This window comes from Microbacterium sp. SY138 (assembly GCF_039729145.1).
Classification (GTDB): domain Bacteria; phylum Actinomycetota; class Actinomycetes; order Actinomycetales; family Microbacteriaceae; genus Microbacterium; species Microbacterium maritypicum_A.
In genome coordinates this window covers 2,278,270-2,290,498 of the sequence record NZ_CP155793.1, presented here as the reverse complement: position 1 = coordinate 2,290,498, position 12,229 = coordinate 2,278,270, and the positions used below count along the sequence as shown (strand labels likewise).

The following is a 12,229-nucleotide window of genomic DNA, read 5'->3' as shown; positions in this document are numbered from 1 at the left end:
AGCGCAGACACATACGCTGGGAGGCATGGACGACATGTACGGTTCGGATGTGCTGGCCACTGGCTGGCGCGACCGCGGCGCGAAGCAGGTGCCGCAGGTCGCGGCGGAGACGGATCTCGTGGTGGAGGTCGCCGACGACGGTTTCTGCGGTGCCGTGACCCGCGTGCAGGGTGGGAACGTCGAGTTGGAGGACCGGGGCGGACGTCGACGCCTGTTCCCCCTCGGCGGAGGATTCCTGATCGACGGCGCACCGGTCCGTCTGGTCGTCCCCGCGGCGAAGGCCCAGGGCCCGCGTCGGACGGCATCCGGGTCCTTCGTGGTCGCGGATCAGCGCGCCCGCGTCGCGCTGCCCAGCCGTATCCTCGTCGAGGGCAAGCACGATGCCGAGCTCGTCGAGAAGGTGTGGGGTGCAGATCTGCGGGTCGAAGGCGTGGTCGTCGAGTTCCTGCAGGGGGTGGATCTGCTCGACGATCTGCTGGCAGCCGAACCACCCAGCGCGACGCGACGCTACGGAGTTCTCGTCGACCATCTCGTCCCGGGCTCCAAGGAGTCGCGGATCGCGGATGCGGTCGCCCGTGGCCCGCACGGTCGCCATCTCCGCATCGTCGGTCACCCCTTCGTCGATGTCTGGCAGTGCGTCACGCCGCGAGCCCTCGGCATCGCGAAGTGGCCGGAGATCCCGCGCGGCATCGAGTGGAAGGTCGGTATCTGCCGTGCCTTCGGGTGGCCGCACGAGACGCAGGCCGACACCGCGCGCGCCTGGCAGCACATCCTCTCGAAGGTGACGACCTATCGGGATCTGGAACCCGCCCTGCTGGGCCGTGTGGAGGAACTCATCGACTTCGTGACGGCGCCGACGCACTGAGCGCGGCTCTCGCGGGAGGTATCCGAGGCGCCGGACGCCGCGACGCCGACGGCTACCCTGGATTCATGCCCGAACCCCGTACCTTCCGAGACGAACCGGTGTCGTTCGTGCGCCGCAGCGGTCGGATGTCCGACGCCCAGGAGCGCGCGTTCTCCGAGCTCGGCGCGCACTACCTGCTCGACGTGCCGCGAGACGTCGCCTGGACGTCCGTGCACCCCGAGGCCCGTCTCGCCCCCGCGACCGAGTACGGACGCTCGGCCGATCTCTACGTGGAGATCGGCTCCGGGCAGGGGCATGCGATCGTGGCCGCGGCGTCGTCGCGCCCGGACGACGACTTCCTCGCCGTCGAGGTGTTCCGCGCTGGACTCGCGCGGACGATGCTCGACGCCGATCGCGAGGGTGCCCGCAACCTGCGCGTGGTCGAGGCGAACGCGCCGGAGGTGCTCGCCTCATTCCTCCCCGAGGCTGCGGCACGGGAGGTGTGGATCTTCTTCCCCGACCCGTGGCACAAGAAGAAGCACACGAAACGACGTCTGGTACGCCCCGGTTTCGGCGACACCGCGGCGAGAGCATTGTGTGACGGCGGACTGCTGCGACTCGCGACGGACTGGGAGGACTACGCGCTGCAGATGCGCGAGGTGCTCGATGCCGAGCCGCTGTTCGAGCGTGCATTCGACGGGGAATGGGCTGACCGCTTCGACGGCCGGGTGATGACCGCATTCGAGCGCAAGGGCATCGCCAAGGGACGGGACATCCGCGACCTCGTGTATCGGCGCAGGACGCGCGCGTGACCGACGTGCGGCGTGACACGATGCAGCGGCTGGGCTTCGTGCCGGCGCTGCTCGTGTGTGCGGCGGCTCCGGCATTCTTCGTGCTGGAGATCCCCTGGATCGGCTGGACGCTGCTCGCGGCGGGCATCGCTGTGGCGGGTCTGATCGAGCGCGGCCGCCGCGCCGAGGACGAGGTCGTGCGCGTGGGGTCTCGGTTGGAGACCGCGAGGGTGATCGGAGTGCACAGGCCGCCGTCTCTCACGAGGGATCTCTCCCTGATCGCGATCGGTCTTCTGATCGTGAGCATCATCCCGTTGGCTGCGGAGCTCGACAACCTCGCGATGCTGCGCTTCACTCTTGCACTCGGCGGGGCGGTCGCCGTGCCGTACGTCATCTCGCGGTTCGTCTACTGCGACCGCGCGATCAGCTTCCCGTGGCGAACGCGTAGACGCTGGGGTCGGCTGCAATGGGGCTGGCTGGTCGCCGTGCTGGTGCTCGGCTGGCTCATCCTGCCCTTCTACTTCATCACCAGCGGGGTTTATCAGAACTGGCCGGTGGTCGACACCCCCGACCTCATCGCGAGGCTCTTCGTCGGCGTCGGCGCCGTCGGCATCTGGGACGAGCTGTTCTTCATCTGTACGGTGTTCGCGCTGCTGCGACGCCACTTCCCGGACCTGGTCGCGAACCTGCTCCAAGCGATCGTCTTCGTCTCGTTCCTCTGGGAGCTCGGCTACCGGGAGTGGGGACCGCTGCTGACCATCCCGTTCGCCCTGCTGCAGGGGTACATCTTCCTCCGCACGCATTCGCTCGCCTATGTCGTCACGGTGCATCTGCTGTTCGACGCCGTGGTGTTCGCCGTGCTGGTGCACGCACACAATCCGGGACTGCTGCCGATCTTCCTCGTGTAGCCCCGATCGCGGTCAGCTTGCTCCCGACCCTTCGGAACGGGAGAATCAGCCCATGCTCATCGTCGGTCTCGTCCTCGCCGCAGCCGCCGCTGCGTTCCACGTCTTCATCTTCGCGCTCGAGTCGCTCAGGTGGACCGATACCGAGACGCGGAAGATCTTCGGCGTCGCCAGCGAGGCCGATGCGGTCACCATGAAGCAGTTGGCCTTCAACCAGGGGTTCTACAACCTCTTCCTCGCGCTGACGACCCTGCTCGGCATCGGTCTCGTGATCGTGGGAGCCGAGACGGTGGGGCTCACACTCGTCTTCGCCGGTACCGCGATGATGCTCGCCGCCGCGCTGGTGCTCGTGCTGTCCGACCGCACCAAAGTGCGCGCGGCCACGATGCAGGGAGCCCTGCCACTGCTCGCGGTGGTCGCCACGGCGATCGGCGTCGCGATCAGCTGATGCTCGAGGGGTGACATCCGCGCCGTCAGCGACCACACTCGTTGCATGGCCGACTGGGTGCTGCACGTGGACATGGATCAGTTCATCGCCGCGGTCGAGGTGTTGCGCAGGCCCGAGCTCGCCGGCCTCCCGGTGATCGTCGGTGGTCGGGGAGACCCCACCGAGCGCGCCGTCGTGTCGACCGCCTCGTATGAGGCGCGCGCCTTCGGAATCGGTTCGGGCATGCCTCTGAAGATCGCCGCACGCAAGGCACCCGATGACGCGGTCTTCCTCCCCGTCGACCACGAGGCCTATGCTCTGGCTTCCGGTGAGGTGATGGCCGCGCTCCGGGCGCTGCCGGATGTGGTGCTCGAGATCGTGGGGTGGGACGAGTGCTTTCTCGGCGTGACCACGGACGATCCGGAGACGATGGCGAGGTCCGCGCAGGCCGCGGTGCTCGATGCGACCGAGCTGCACTGCTCGGTGGGGATCGGCGACAACAAGGTGCGGGCGAAGATCGCGACCGGATTCGGCAAGCCCCGCGGCATATTCCGCCTCACAGCGGACAACTGGTTCGAGATCATGGGAGACAGGCCGACGCGCGAGCTGTGGGGTGTCGGGCCGAAGGTGCAGAGGAGACTGGCCGCTCACGGCATCCTGACCGTGCGCGAGCTGGCCGATGCGGACGAGCAGGCTCTGGTGGCGGAGTTCGGACCGCGGATGGGGGTCTGGTATCACGGCTTGGGATCCGGAATCGGTCCGCGTACCGTCGACGACACCCCATGGGTCGCTCGTAGCCACAGCCGCGAGATGACCTACCAGCAGAACCTGACGACACCGGATCAGGTCGAGACGGCGATCAGAGAACTCGCCGCCCAGGCTTTCCAGGACTGCGCCGCCGAAGGGCGACCCGTCGTGCGTGTGCACCTCAAGGTGCGGTACGCCCCGTTCGAGACCAGAACGATCGGTCGCACGCTTCCGGGGCCGACCACGGATCGCGAGGAATTCGTCGCGGCCGCGGCAGCACTCGGCGCGACGCTCGATCCCGAGCGTGAGGTTCGCCTGCTGGGCGTGCGCGCGGAGATGACCATGCCGGACGGCGCCGACGATGCGGAGCGCACTCCGGTGCGTGGCAGGATCTGACCTCCGTCCCGCACGCCCCCAAAAGCGCGGGGTTCGATCAGTCCCGGACGACGGCGGCGACGGCGCTCACCTCGATCAGCGCACCGGGCACCCCGAGCCCTGCCACCAGCGCAGCCGTGACGAGGGGCGGGGCGCCTTCCCTGGCGAGCCTCGAGGCGACCGCTCCATAGGCTGCGCGCAGATCCGCTTCCTGATGGATCAGCACGGTCCAGCTGATCACGTCGTCGAGTCCGGCACCGACCGACTCGAGAGCGATCCTGGCGTTCTCCACCGCGCGCAGCGACTGCTCGCCGGCATCGGAGGAGACGACGGCCCCCGTGGTGTCGACGCCGTTCTGGCCGCCGATGTAGATCGTCGTCGCTCCAGGCGGAACGACCGCCACGTGGCTGAATGCCGGACTCGCGACGAGCCCTTCAGGCTGAGTGAGTGTGATGTTCATGCGCACACTCTGCCTTGGGGTACCGACATCGGAGAGCTCCTCGGAGGCGCACGCGCTCAGAAGCGGAGGAGCACCTTGCCGACGCGCCCTGCGGTATCGCTCGCCTGCACGGCCGCGCTGATGTCGGCAGCGTCGAAGATGCCGGCGACGGGAAGGGTGAGGCTGCCGTCGGCGAGACGCTGGAAGAGCTCGCCGAACAGAGCGGTGCGCGTATCCGCGTCCAGGCGGGGGATCACCTTGCTGCCCCAGAAACCCTTCACCGTGGCCTGCTTGAAGATCACATCGGAGGACGCGATCTCCATGATGGGCGAGTCCATCGCGCCGAAGGCGACCAGGGTTGCTCCCTCGGCGAGCAACGAGAGCACCTGGCCCGCAGAAGCGCCGCCGACCGAGTCGACACCGGCGACGACGGGGGCACCGCCGGTGAGGGCTTCCACCTGTGCCTTCCAATCGGCCTGATCGGTGGCGACGATCCGGTCGATGCCCTGCTCATGGAGTTCCGTGATGCCCGCCGTCCGACGCACGAGGCCGACCACGTTCACACCACGTGCGGAGGCGAGCTGCGCGAGCATGCGCCCGACGGCGCCGTTCGCAGCGTTCTGGACGATCCAGTCGCCCTGCTTCACCGCGAGGAAATCGAGCAGGGTGATCGCGCTGAACGGCATCGACACGAGCTGGGCGGCCGTCTCATCGGGAACCCCGTCCGGGATGGGGATGAGCCCCGCGGCGTTCGTCACGATGTACTCCGCCCATGCGCCGAAGGTCCCGCCAGTGGCGACGCGCTGGCCGACGGCGAGGTTCTCGACACCGGCGCCGAGCGCATCCACCACGCCCAACGCCTCTGTGCCCGACGCCGCAGGGAGTTCGGGAGTGAAGCCGTAAGTGCCGCGCACCGTCCAGAGATCGTGATTGTGGATGGGGGAGAGGACCACTCGCAGGCGGACCTGTCCCTCGCCGGGCTCCGGAACGGGCCGGTCCTCGACGCGGAGGACTTCCTCCGGAGCGCCGAAGGTGGGGTGGATGAGTGCGCGCATGGCGGCTCCGTTCTGTCGGGGGTGAGGTCAGCGGGCGTCGCCCGGGCGGGCGCTGCCGAGGTCGATGGTCGCCTGCTGGAGGCGATCGGTGATGTCGTGCAACTCGGCGATGAGAGCTCTGCGGTGTGCGTCGTCGTGGAGTCCCGAGATCGCGGTGATCCTGGAATGGATCGGCGCGACCTCGGAGCGAAGGTCGCGCCCCTTTTCAGTGAGCGTCACGGTCACGACGCGCTCATCCTCGCGACTCCGCGATCGCGCCACGAGGCCTGCCTGCTCGAGTCGCCGAACGAGCGGGGAGAGCGTGCCGGAATCCAGGCGCATCACCTCGCCGAGTGAGCCGATCGTCTGCTCGCCGTCGAGCCAGAGCGCGGCGAGCACCAGGTATTGCGGGTACGTCAGTCCCCACGGCGCGAGCAGCGCCCGATATGCCTGCGTGGTGGCGCGAGCCGCGGAGTAGAGGGAGAAGCACACCATCTCATCGGTCACCGGCATGGATAAATCATTGCATGCAATTCGATTGTGCACAACTTGAATGACGGAGAACAGGGCGTGCCCGCGGTGCGCGGACACGCCCTGTATCGGTCCTAACGGAGGACCTTGGCCTTGATCGTGTTGTACTCCTCGGCCGTGATCGTCCCGGAGTCCAGCAATGCCTTCGCCTTCGCGATCTCCTCACTCGGACTCGTGCCGGCGACCTGCTGGATATAGGCATCTGCCGCGCTGCGGGCGCTCGCGGCCTCCGCATTGCTCCGCTCTGCCATGCCCGATCCCCGTGCGATCAGGTACACGAGCACCGTGAGGAACGGAACGAAGATCAGGAAGATGATCCACACCGCCTTCCACCAGCCGTTGAGCTTCCGGTCACGGAACAGATCGGCGACGATGGCGAACAGGGCGAACAGGTAGGAGATGAAGACGAACGCCAGCAGGAACCACCAGATGATGTCCCAGAACGATCCCCAAAAACTCATGACTACTCCTTCAAAAGATGTTCCGCGCGAAGTCGGCGGCTCGTCGGACGTTACCGGTGCGCAGGGCCGGCGGCACTGTCCGCGGCGGGAGTTCACCAGGGTGAGCCGCGCGTGGGACCCTTTCACCCGTGTTCCTCGCGGTGTCCGCCGCAGTACGCTTCTGACGACCCGACGACGGAGAGGCCGATGACAGTGACGAGACGACCCCCGTGGCTGTTCAGCACCGTTGTGGGCTACCGACGATCCTGGATCCTTCGCGACGTGATCGCGGGGCTCTCGGCCGGTGCCGTCGTGATTCCGCAGGCGATGGCCTATGCGACGATCGCGAACCTGCCCGTGCAGGTGGGCCTCTACACCTGCATCCTGCCGATGCTCGTGTACGCGTTCCTCGGGGGGAGCAGGGCGATGAGCGTCTCGACGACGTCGACCATCGCCACGCTGACGGCGACGACCCTGGTCACGGCGGGCGTGGCGGCCGGGGCCGAGGACGCGATGGGTTCGTTGATGATGCTGACCCTGCTGGTCGGCGCGATCCTGCTGATCGCCCGGCTCTGCCGGCTCGGCTCGCTCGTGGAGAACATCAGTGGCGCCACGGTCCTCGGCCTGAAGATCGGTGTCGGTGCGACGGTCGCGGTCGGACAGCTGCCGAAGCTGCTGGGCGAGAGCGACGACTTCTCCGGTCATGGATTCCTCGCATCGCTCGGCGCGGTGGCGCAGGCCTTCGGAAGTGCGAACGGGCCCACGATCGCCCTCTCCGCAGGCTCCATCGCGGTGATCCTCGTGCTCAAGCGCTTCGCTCCGAAGGTTCCGGGCACGCTGGTCGTCGTGGTCGGAGGGATCCTCCTGGTCGGGCTGGCCGGAATCGATCGGCTCGGCGTCGACCTGATCGCTCCGGTGCCCAGCGGCCTGCCCGTTCCAGGAATCCCGGACTTCGGACAGACGGTGGTGCTGTTTCCGGGCGCGCTCGCGATCGCCGTGATGGCCTTCCTCGAGTCCGCAGCCGTCGCCCGAAGCCTTCGCGTCGCCACCGAGCCTCAGATCGACAGTGACCAGGAACTGCTTGCGACCGGCGCGGCGAACACAGTCGGGGCCTTCTTCGGAACGATGCCTGCGGCCGGAGGGTTCTCGCAGAGCGCGGTCAATCAGAGCGCGGGGGCGCGCTCGCAGGTGGCGACCCTCGTGACCGTGGTCCTCGCCGTCCTCGTCGCCCTCTTCCTCGGCCCAGTGCTCAGTCTGCTGCCGGAGGCGACGTTGGCCGCGATGGTGTTCGTCGCCGTGGCGGGGCTCATCAACATCCCGGAACTCGTGCGCTGGGCACGCATCAGCCGCGTCGACTTCTGGATCGCCTCGTCCGTCGCCGTCCTCGGTCTCACCGCGGGTCTGCTCCCGGCCGTGGCGGTCGGCGTCGTCGTGACGCTGATCCTGGTGCTGCGCGAGGTCAACATCCCGAAGGCGACCATCGTGGGTGGTGACGGCGGGGTGCTGGGCATCCGCCTGGACCGCGGTCTCTACACTGCGAACGCCCTGGCGAACGAGCGGATGCTCCTCGAGACCGTGGCGGCCCAGGGGGCTCCGGTCCGCGCGCTCGTGCTCGGGTTGACGCAGCAGGAGGTGATGACGATCACCGTGCTCGACGCGCTGGAGGATCTCGACCGCGAGCTCTCGCAGCTCGGGGTCGTGCTGCACCTGGCTGCGGTGCCGGCATCAGCCAAGGTCGTGGCGGAGCGCACACCGTGGTTCGCAGGCCTCGAATCGGCGGGGCGCGTCCACGGGACGTTGCGAGAAGGCATCACCGCAGCCGAATCGGCGATCGATGCGGGGATGCCCAGCCTTCACCAGGGTGAAGTGGACGACGCACCCTGACGCACCGACGGCCTCCTCCCTAGGCTGGCTCCACGAGTGGGAGCGGCGGGCAGCCCCACGAGAGGGGGCGGTCGTGTCGAGCGACGAGCGGGCGGTTGCGGGGCCGAGGTGGACAGGATGGACGACCGCGCAGGGCTGAGTTGGCGGTGGTCTCGGTTCGGCCTCGGCATGCTCTTCGCCGTGCCCGCCATCGTGGTCGCCCCGTTCGATCTGTCGCTGGCGGTCGCCTTCGGGATCGGGGTCGTGCCCGCGGCGGCTTTCGGCATGCCGCCGCGACGGCGCAGTCGAGCGATCATCCCGGTCGTCGGGGCGCTCAGCGCCATGGCGCTGCTGCTCGGGTCCGTGCTGGCGGCTTCGTCCGTCATCGCCGTCGTCGGGGTGTTCGTGCTCGCGGTCCTGGCGAGCGTCAACGCGACGCGCGGACGCGGGGGTCAGCTCCTGCTGGTCCTGGCGCTGCCGATGACCGGTATCGGGCTGAGCTTCACCTGGTCGCCGGTCACCCTCGGTTTCGCGGCGTGCATCGTGGCCGGTTCGATCTATGCGTGGATCCTCATGCTGCTCTGGCCGGAACGCGACGAAGAGCCCCATCCGCCGCCGCCGGTGCCGCGCGGTCGCGCCATGCTGGTCTACGGAATCCTTCTCGGCGCGGGTGCGGCCACTGCCGCGGCGCTGGGCTTCCTGTGGGACCTCGAGCATGTCGGCTGGGCGACCGGTGCGGTGCTCCTGGTGATGAGGCCGGTGCGGGGGCAGCTCATCGCGCGCAGCATCGGGCGTGCGGTGTCCGTTCTGATCGGCGCACTGGCGGCGGCGGTCGTGGCGGTGCTCGACCCGGCGGACGTGGTCGTGGGGATCGTGGTGGGACTGGTCATCGGGTCGGCGTGCGCGATTCAGGAGAGCCGTTGGTACGTCGTGCCCGGATTCACCACGTTCCTCGCTCTCACGCTCATCATGTCGACGTCCCCGGAGCCCCCGGCGGAGCGGTTCGTCGAGCGCGCCGTGGAAACGCTGCTCGGGGTCGGACTCGCTCTCTTCTTCGGAGCCGTGGTGCCCTCGATCGTCTCGCTGCTCGCGAGGGTTCGGCGTCGTTCCTCCGCGTGATTCCACGCTAGACGAAAGTTCCTTGAGCCCGTGTTCTCTGGGGTGGGATACTTCGAGTGGGAGAGGGTCGAGTATCGTCTAACATGTTACGGGGGGTTCCGATGGCATCAGATGGACAGGATCCGCAATCGTCGCGGGCTTTCGTCGTTTCGGCTACCGCGGGGGATATCGCGCGGCCGCGACTGCTGGCGCGACTCACCGCCGCGATGGATGAGCCCTGGACGTTGCCCGTGCTCTCCGCGCCCGCCGGTTCCGGCAAGACGCGGCTGCTCGTCCACTGGGCTCACGCATTGGACGCCCATGGCGACACCGCGGTGGTGTGGTGGGCTCTGCAGCGTGGCGACATGGATCTCGAACCGTTGCGGAGCGCACTGGCAGACGTCGATGACGAACGGCTCCGCGAGAGCCTGGCGCGGGTCGCCGGCAGCTGGTCGGTGGAGACCGCACGCGCGCTGGCGCGCTCCCTCCGCGGCGCGGGGCGGCGCATCGTCGTCATCATCGACGACGTCCACCTCGTCGAGGACGATCGGCTCGCCGAGATGCTGACTTCTTTCGTGAACGCCGTTCCCGGCAACGGGCACGTCGTCCTCTCCGGACGGGGAACCCGCAGGGTTCCGCTCGCGCGCCGACGCATCGCCGGGATCGCCCTCGAACTTGATGCGAAAGATCTCGCCTTCACGCCGGCGGAGGTGCGGTTGTTCTTCCGTGCGCGGGACGTGAGCCTCTCACAGGGGGAGATCACGTCCGTGCTGCGCAGGACCGAAGGATGGGCGACCGGGCTGCGTCTCCTCGAACTCGCCGCGCTCCACGATTCGTTCGCGACCGTGCTCCCGCTGCGCGGCGATTCTCCCACGGTGACCGACTACTTCGCCGAGGAGGTCTTCGCCGACCTCGACCACGAGCTCAGCGACTTCCTCGTGCTCACCTCGGTACCCGATTCGTTCACTCCCCGACTGGCCTCGCGGCTCATCGGTGGAGCGCCGGCCGCGGGTCTGATCGAGCAACTCATCCGCCTCAACGTTCTCATCAGTCGCAACCGCGACGAGCCGGGGTGGTATCACTATCACCCCCTGCTGCGGGAGTTCCTCTACGCCCGGTTGAAGGAGCGCGGAGATGCGGCGGTCGAGTCCCTCGAGAAGGTGACGGCGGAGTGGTTCGCCGCAGAGCAGGAGCACAGGCTCGCGCTCACTCACGCGACGCGCAGTCACGACGCGCAGTCGATGTCCCTGATCCTGCGACAGTGCGGGATGCAGCTCGTTCTCATGGGGCATGCCTGCGAGGTGATCTCCGCGACAGCGGGGCTTCCGCATTCCGTGCTGGCCGAACCTTCCGTGCAGCTGTTGATCGCATCGGCGCGACTCGCGCGAGGAGACGCTTCCACGGCAGCTGCCCTGCTGGACTCCTCGCCGCCATGGCCGGGGGATGAGGGGTCTGCGGCCGTTCGTCAGTGGCGGAAGGGGCTGGAACTGCATATCGCCGTCCGGCGCGGGGGCCTCACCGAAACTCTCGACCGGCTGGAGCTCGCGCTCGATGAGGTGACCGGGGAGTCGCAACTGGACACCTATGTGTTCGTGCAGGCCGCCATGGCGGAGCTCTATGTCGGAGACCTCGACCGGGCAGGTCGATTCGCGCGGTTGGCGTGTGACCGCGCAATCGCCTCCGGCGCTGCAGCGGCGGAGTTGCAGGCGGCGGCCATCCTGAACACCGCTGAGTTCTTCCGCGGTCGCATGGGCGAGGTGCTCCGTTCGGGTGCGCGCCTCGATCAGCGCTGGGCCGAGCTCGGCACCCCGGATGATTCGTTCTACGAGGTCACCAGAGTGTGGCGCTATTGGGTTCCCTTCGAGAGGATGCTCGTCGGCGACGTCGACGAGACGCTGAAGGTCGCCGCCGGCATCATCGAATCGGGCGCCGAACCCTCGATCGCACGGGGTCTCCGCGGAATGATCACGCTTCTGGGAGTCGACTCCGCGATCGACGCGCATGCCGCGGCCACCGCTCTGCTCGACAACCTGGCGCCGCGCGCCGACATGCCGCTTCCGGTGCACTGGTACGCGATGATGAGCGCATTCGCCGTGCGGGCGTTCGATCGACTCGGGGAGCGCTCGCTCCGCGACCGCTTCATCGTCGAGATCGAGCGGGCGATCGGCTCGACCGGCGACGTCTTCCTGCTCAGGGCGATCGCGGCACTGCACGACCAGGACTTCGCGCGTGCCCGTCAGGCGCTCGCTCCCGTCCTGGAGGGAAGCTCGCAGTGTCTTCTGCCGGCATCGATGGTCGACGCGTGGCTGGTCGCGGCCTGCCTCGACGTGCAGTCCGGGCACCCGGACCAGGCGCAGGTGTCTCTCGCCTTCGCGCTCGCGCTGGCGGAGCCGGAGGAGCTGGTCCGGCGTTTCGCCGACGCGGGGCCGGTGGTGGCGCGTCTGCTCGCCGCACGCGCCACCCCGGGTTCCCGCGGGCGTTTCGCCGACTGCGTCCGCGAGCGCCTCGCCGCTGCGGGCATGCTGATCGACGAAGAACTCACGCGACGCGAGCGCATCGTGCTCTCCGCGTTGAGCCGCAATGCGACGCTGCGAGAGATCGCCCAGCAGGAGTTCATCTCGCCGAACACCGTGAAGACCCACGTCCGGAACATCTATCGGAAGCTCGGCGTCTCCGACCGCGAAGGAGTGACGGCGGCCGCGCTCGCTCTCGGTATCGACTGAACCGGTGCGTCG

Annotated in this window: 12 protein-coding genes; 8 read left to right on the top strand and 4 right to left on the bottom strand. The window is 68.3% G+C overall.

Features of this window, described 5'->3' with window-relative positions:
- The first annotated feature begins 25 nt into the window (after positions 1–25).
- From ABDC25_RS10905 to ABDC25_RS10885, 5 genes are all read left to right on the top strand, one after another.
- Positions 26–865, top strand: coding sequence for a DUF3097 domain-containing protein (locus ABDC25_RS10905; protein ID WP_021198497.1), 840 nt, complete (start codon positions 26–28; stop codon positions 863–865).
- Between the two features lie 65 nt (positions 866–930).
- Entirely contained in the window at positions 931–1,656 is a 726-nt protein-coding gene (trmB, locus tag ABDC25_RS10900; protein WP_167254429.1) for a tRNA (guanosine(46)-N7)-methyltransferase TrmB, read from the top strand.
- Positions 1,657–1,676: 20 nt separating this feature from the next.
- On the top strand, positions 1,677–2,543 hold the full coding sequence (locus ABDC25_RS10895) for a CPBP family intramembrane glutamic endopeptidase (protein ID WP_347125983.1): 867 nt from the start codon (positions 1,677–1,679) through the stop codon (positions 2,541–2,543).
- A 52-nt stretch (positions 2,544–2,595) separates the two neighbouring features.
- Positions 2,596–2,988, top strand: coding sequence for a DUF1304 domain-containing protein (locus ABDC25_RS10890; RefSeq protein WP_021198039.1), 393 nt, complete (start codon positions 2,596–2,598; stop codon positions 2,986–2,988).
- A 45-nt stretch (positions 2,989–3,033) separates the two neighbouring features.
- Positions 3,034–4,110 (top strand): DNA polymerase IV, encoded by a 1,077-nt coding sequence (locus ABDC25_RS10885; RefSeq protein ID WP_208323577.1) that lies wholly within the window; start codon positions 3,034–3,036, stop codon positions 4,108–4,110.
- Between the two features lie 37 nt (positions 4,111–4,147).
- On the opposite strand, the gene ABDC25_RS10880 is transcribed toward ABDC25_RS10885, so the two are convergent.
- From ABDC25_RS10880 to ABDC25_RS10865, 4 genes are all read right to left on the bottom strand, one after another.
- Complete coding sequence (locus ABDC25_RS10880) at positions 4,148–4,549, bottom strand: RidA family protein (protein WP_029258462.1); 402 nt, start codon at positions 4,547–4,549, stop codon at positions 4,148–4,150.
- 56 nt (positions 4,550–4,605) lie between these two features.
- Positions 4,606–5,583, bottom strand: a complete 978-nt coding sequence (locus ABDC25_RS10875) for a zinc-binding dehydrogenase (protein WP_347122946.1) — start codon at positions 5,581–5,583, stop codon at positions 4,606–4,608.
- Between the two features lie 27 nt (positions 5,584–5,610).
- Positions 5,611–6,075 (bottom strand): MarR family transcriptional regulator, encoded by a 465-nt coding sequence (locus ABDC25_RS10870; RefSeq protein ID WP_208323576.1) that lies wholly within the window; start codon positions 6,073–6,075, stop codon positions 5,611–5,613.
- 92 nt (positions 6,076–6,167) lie between these two features.
- Positions 6,168–6,554 (bottom strand): SHOCT domain-containing protein, encoded by a 387-nt coding sequence (locus ABDC25_RS10865; RefSeq protein WP_021198034.1) that lies wholly within the window; start codon positions 6,552–6,554, stop codon positions 6,168–6,170.
- 186 nt (positions 6,555–6,740) lie between these two features.
- Here ABDC25_RS10865 and ABDC25_RS10860 point away from each other — a divergent pair, with 186 nt between their 5' ends.
- The 3 genes from ABDC25_RS10860 (at position 6,741) to ABDC25_RS10850 (ending at position 12,217) form a co-directional block, all read left to right on the top strand.
- Positions 6,741–8,417 carry a SulP family inorganic anion transporter gene (locus tag ABDC25_RS10860; RefSeq protein ID WP_167254427.1) on the top strand — a complete coding sequence of 559 codons (1,677 nt, stop codon included), beginning with the start codon at positions 6,741–6,743 and terminating at the stop codon, positions 8,415–8,417.
- A 117-nt stretch (positions 8,418–8,534) separates the two neighbouring features.
- On the top strand, positions 8,535–9,515 hold the full coding sequence (locus tag ABDC25_RS10855; RefSeq protein WP_347122943.1) for an FUSC family protein: 981 nt from the start codon (positions 8,535–8,537) through the stop codon (positions 9,513–9,515).
- A gap of 101 nt (positions 9,516–9,616) precedes the next feature.
- Complete coding sequence (locus ABDC25_RS10850; RefSeq protein ID WP_347122941.1) at positions 9,617–12,217, top strand: LuxR C-terminal-related transcriptional regulator; 2,601 nt, start codon at positions 9,617–9,619, stop codon at positions 12,215–12,217.
- The last annotated feature ends 12 nt before the right edge of the window (positions 12,218–12,229 follow it).

What these genes read in the sequence shown, in the direction of transcription:
- ABDC25_RS10905 (WP_021198497.1), top strand. Translation starts at nt 26, where the DNA reads ATGGACGACATGTACGGTTCGGATGTGCTGGCCACTGGCTGGCGCGAC.
- trmB (WP_167254429.1), top strand. Translation starts at nt 931, where the DNA reads ATGCCCGAACCCCGTACCTTCCGAGACGAACCGGTGTCGTTCGTGCGC.
- ABDC25_RS10895 (WP_347125983.1), top strand. Translation starts at nt 1,677, where the DNA reads ATGCAGCGGCTGGGCTTCGTGCCGGCGCTGCTCGTGTGTGCGGCGGCT.
- ABDC25_RS10890 (WP_021198039.1), top strand. Translation starts at nt 2,596, where the DNA reads ATGCTCATCGTCGGTCTCGTCCTCGCCGCAGCCGCCGCTGCGTTCCAC.
- ABDC25_RS10885 (WP_208323577.1), top strand. Translation starts at nt 3,034, where the DNA reads ATGGCCGACTGGGTGCTGCACGTGGACATGGATCAGTTCATCGCCGCG.
- ABDC25_RS10880 (WP_029258462.1), bottom strand. Translation starts at nt 4,549, where the DNA reads ATGAACATCACACTCACTCAGCCTGAAGGGCTCGTCGCGAGTCCGGCA.
- ABDC25_RS10875 (WP_347122946.1), bottom strand. Translation starts at nt 5,583, where the DNA reads ATGCGCGCACTCATCCACCCCACCTTCGGCGCTCCGGAGGAAGTCCTC.
- ABDC25_RS10870 (WP_208323576.1), bottom strand. Translation starts at nt 6,075, where the DNA reads ATGCCGGTGACCGATGAGATGGTGTGCTTCTCCCTCTACTCCGCGGCT.
- ABDC25_RS10865 (WP_021198034.1), bottom strand. Translation starts at nt 6,554, where the DNA reads ATGAGTTTTTGGGGATCGTTCTGGGACATCATCTGGTGGTTCCTGCTG.
- ABDC25_RS10860 (WP_167254427.1), top strand. Translation starts at nt 6,741, where the DNA reads ATGACAGTGACGAGACGACCCCCGTGGCTGTTCAGCACCGTTGTGGGC.
- ABDC25_RS10855 (WP_347122943.1), top strand. Translation starts at nt 8,535, where the DNA reads ATGGACGACCGCGCAGGGCTGAGTTGGCGGTGGTCTCGGTTCGGCCTC.
- ABDC25_RS10850 (WP_347122941.1), top strand. Translation starts at nt 9,617, where the DNA reads ATGGCATCAGATGGACAGGATCCGCAATCGTCGCGGGCTTTCGTCGTT.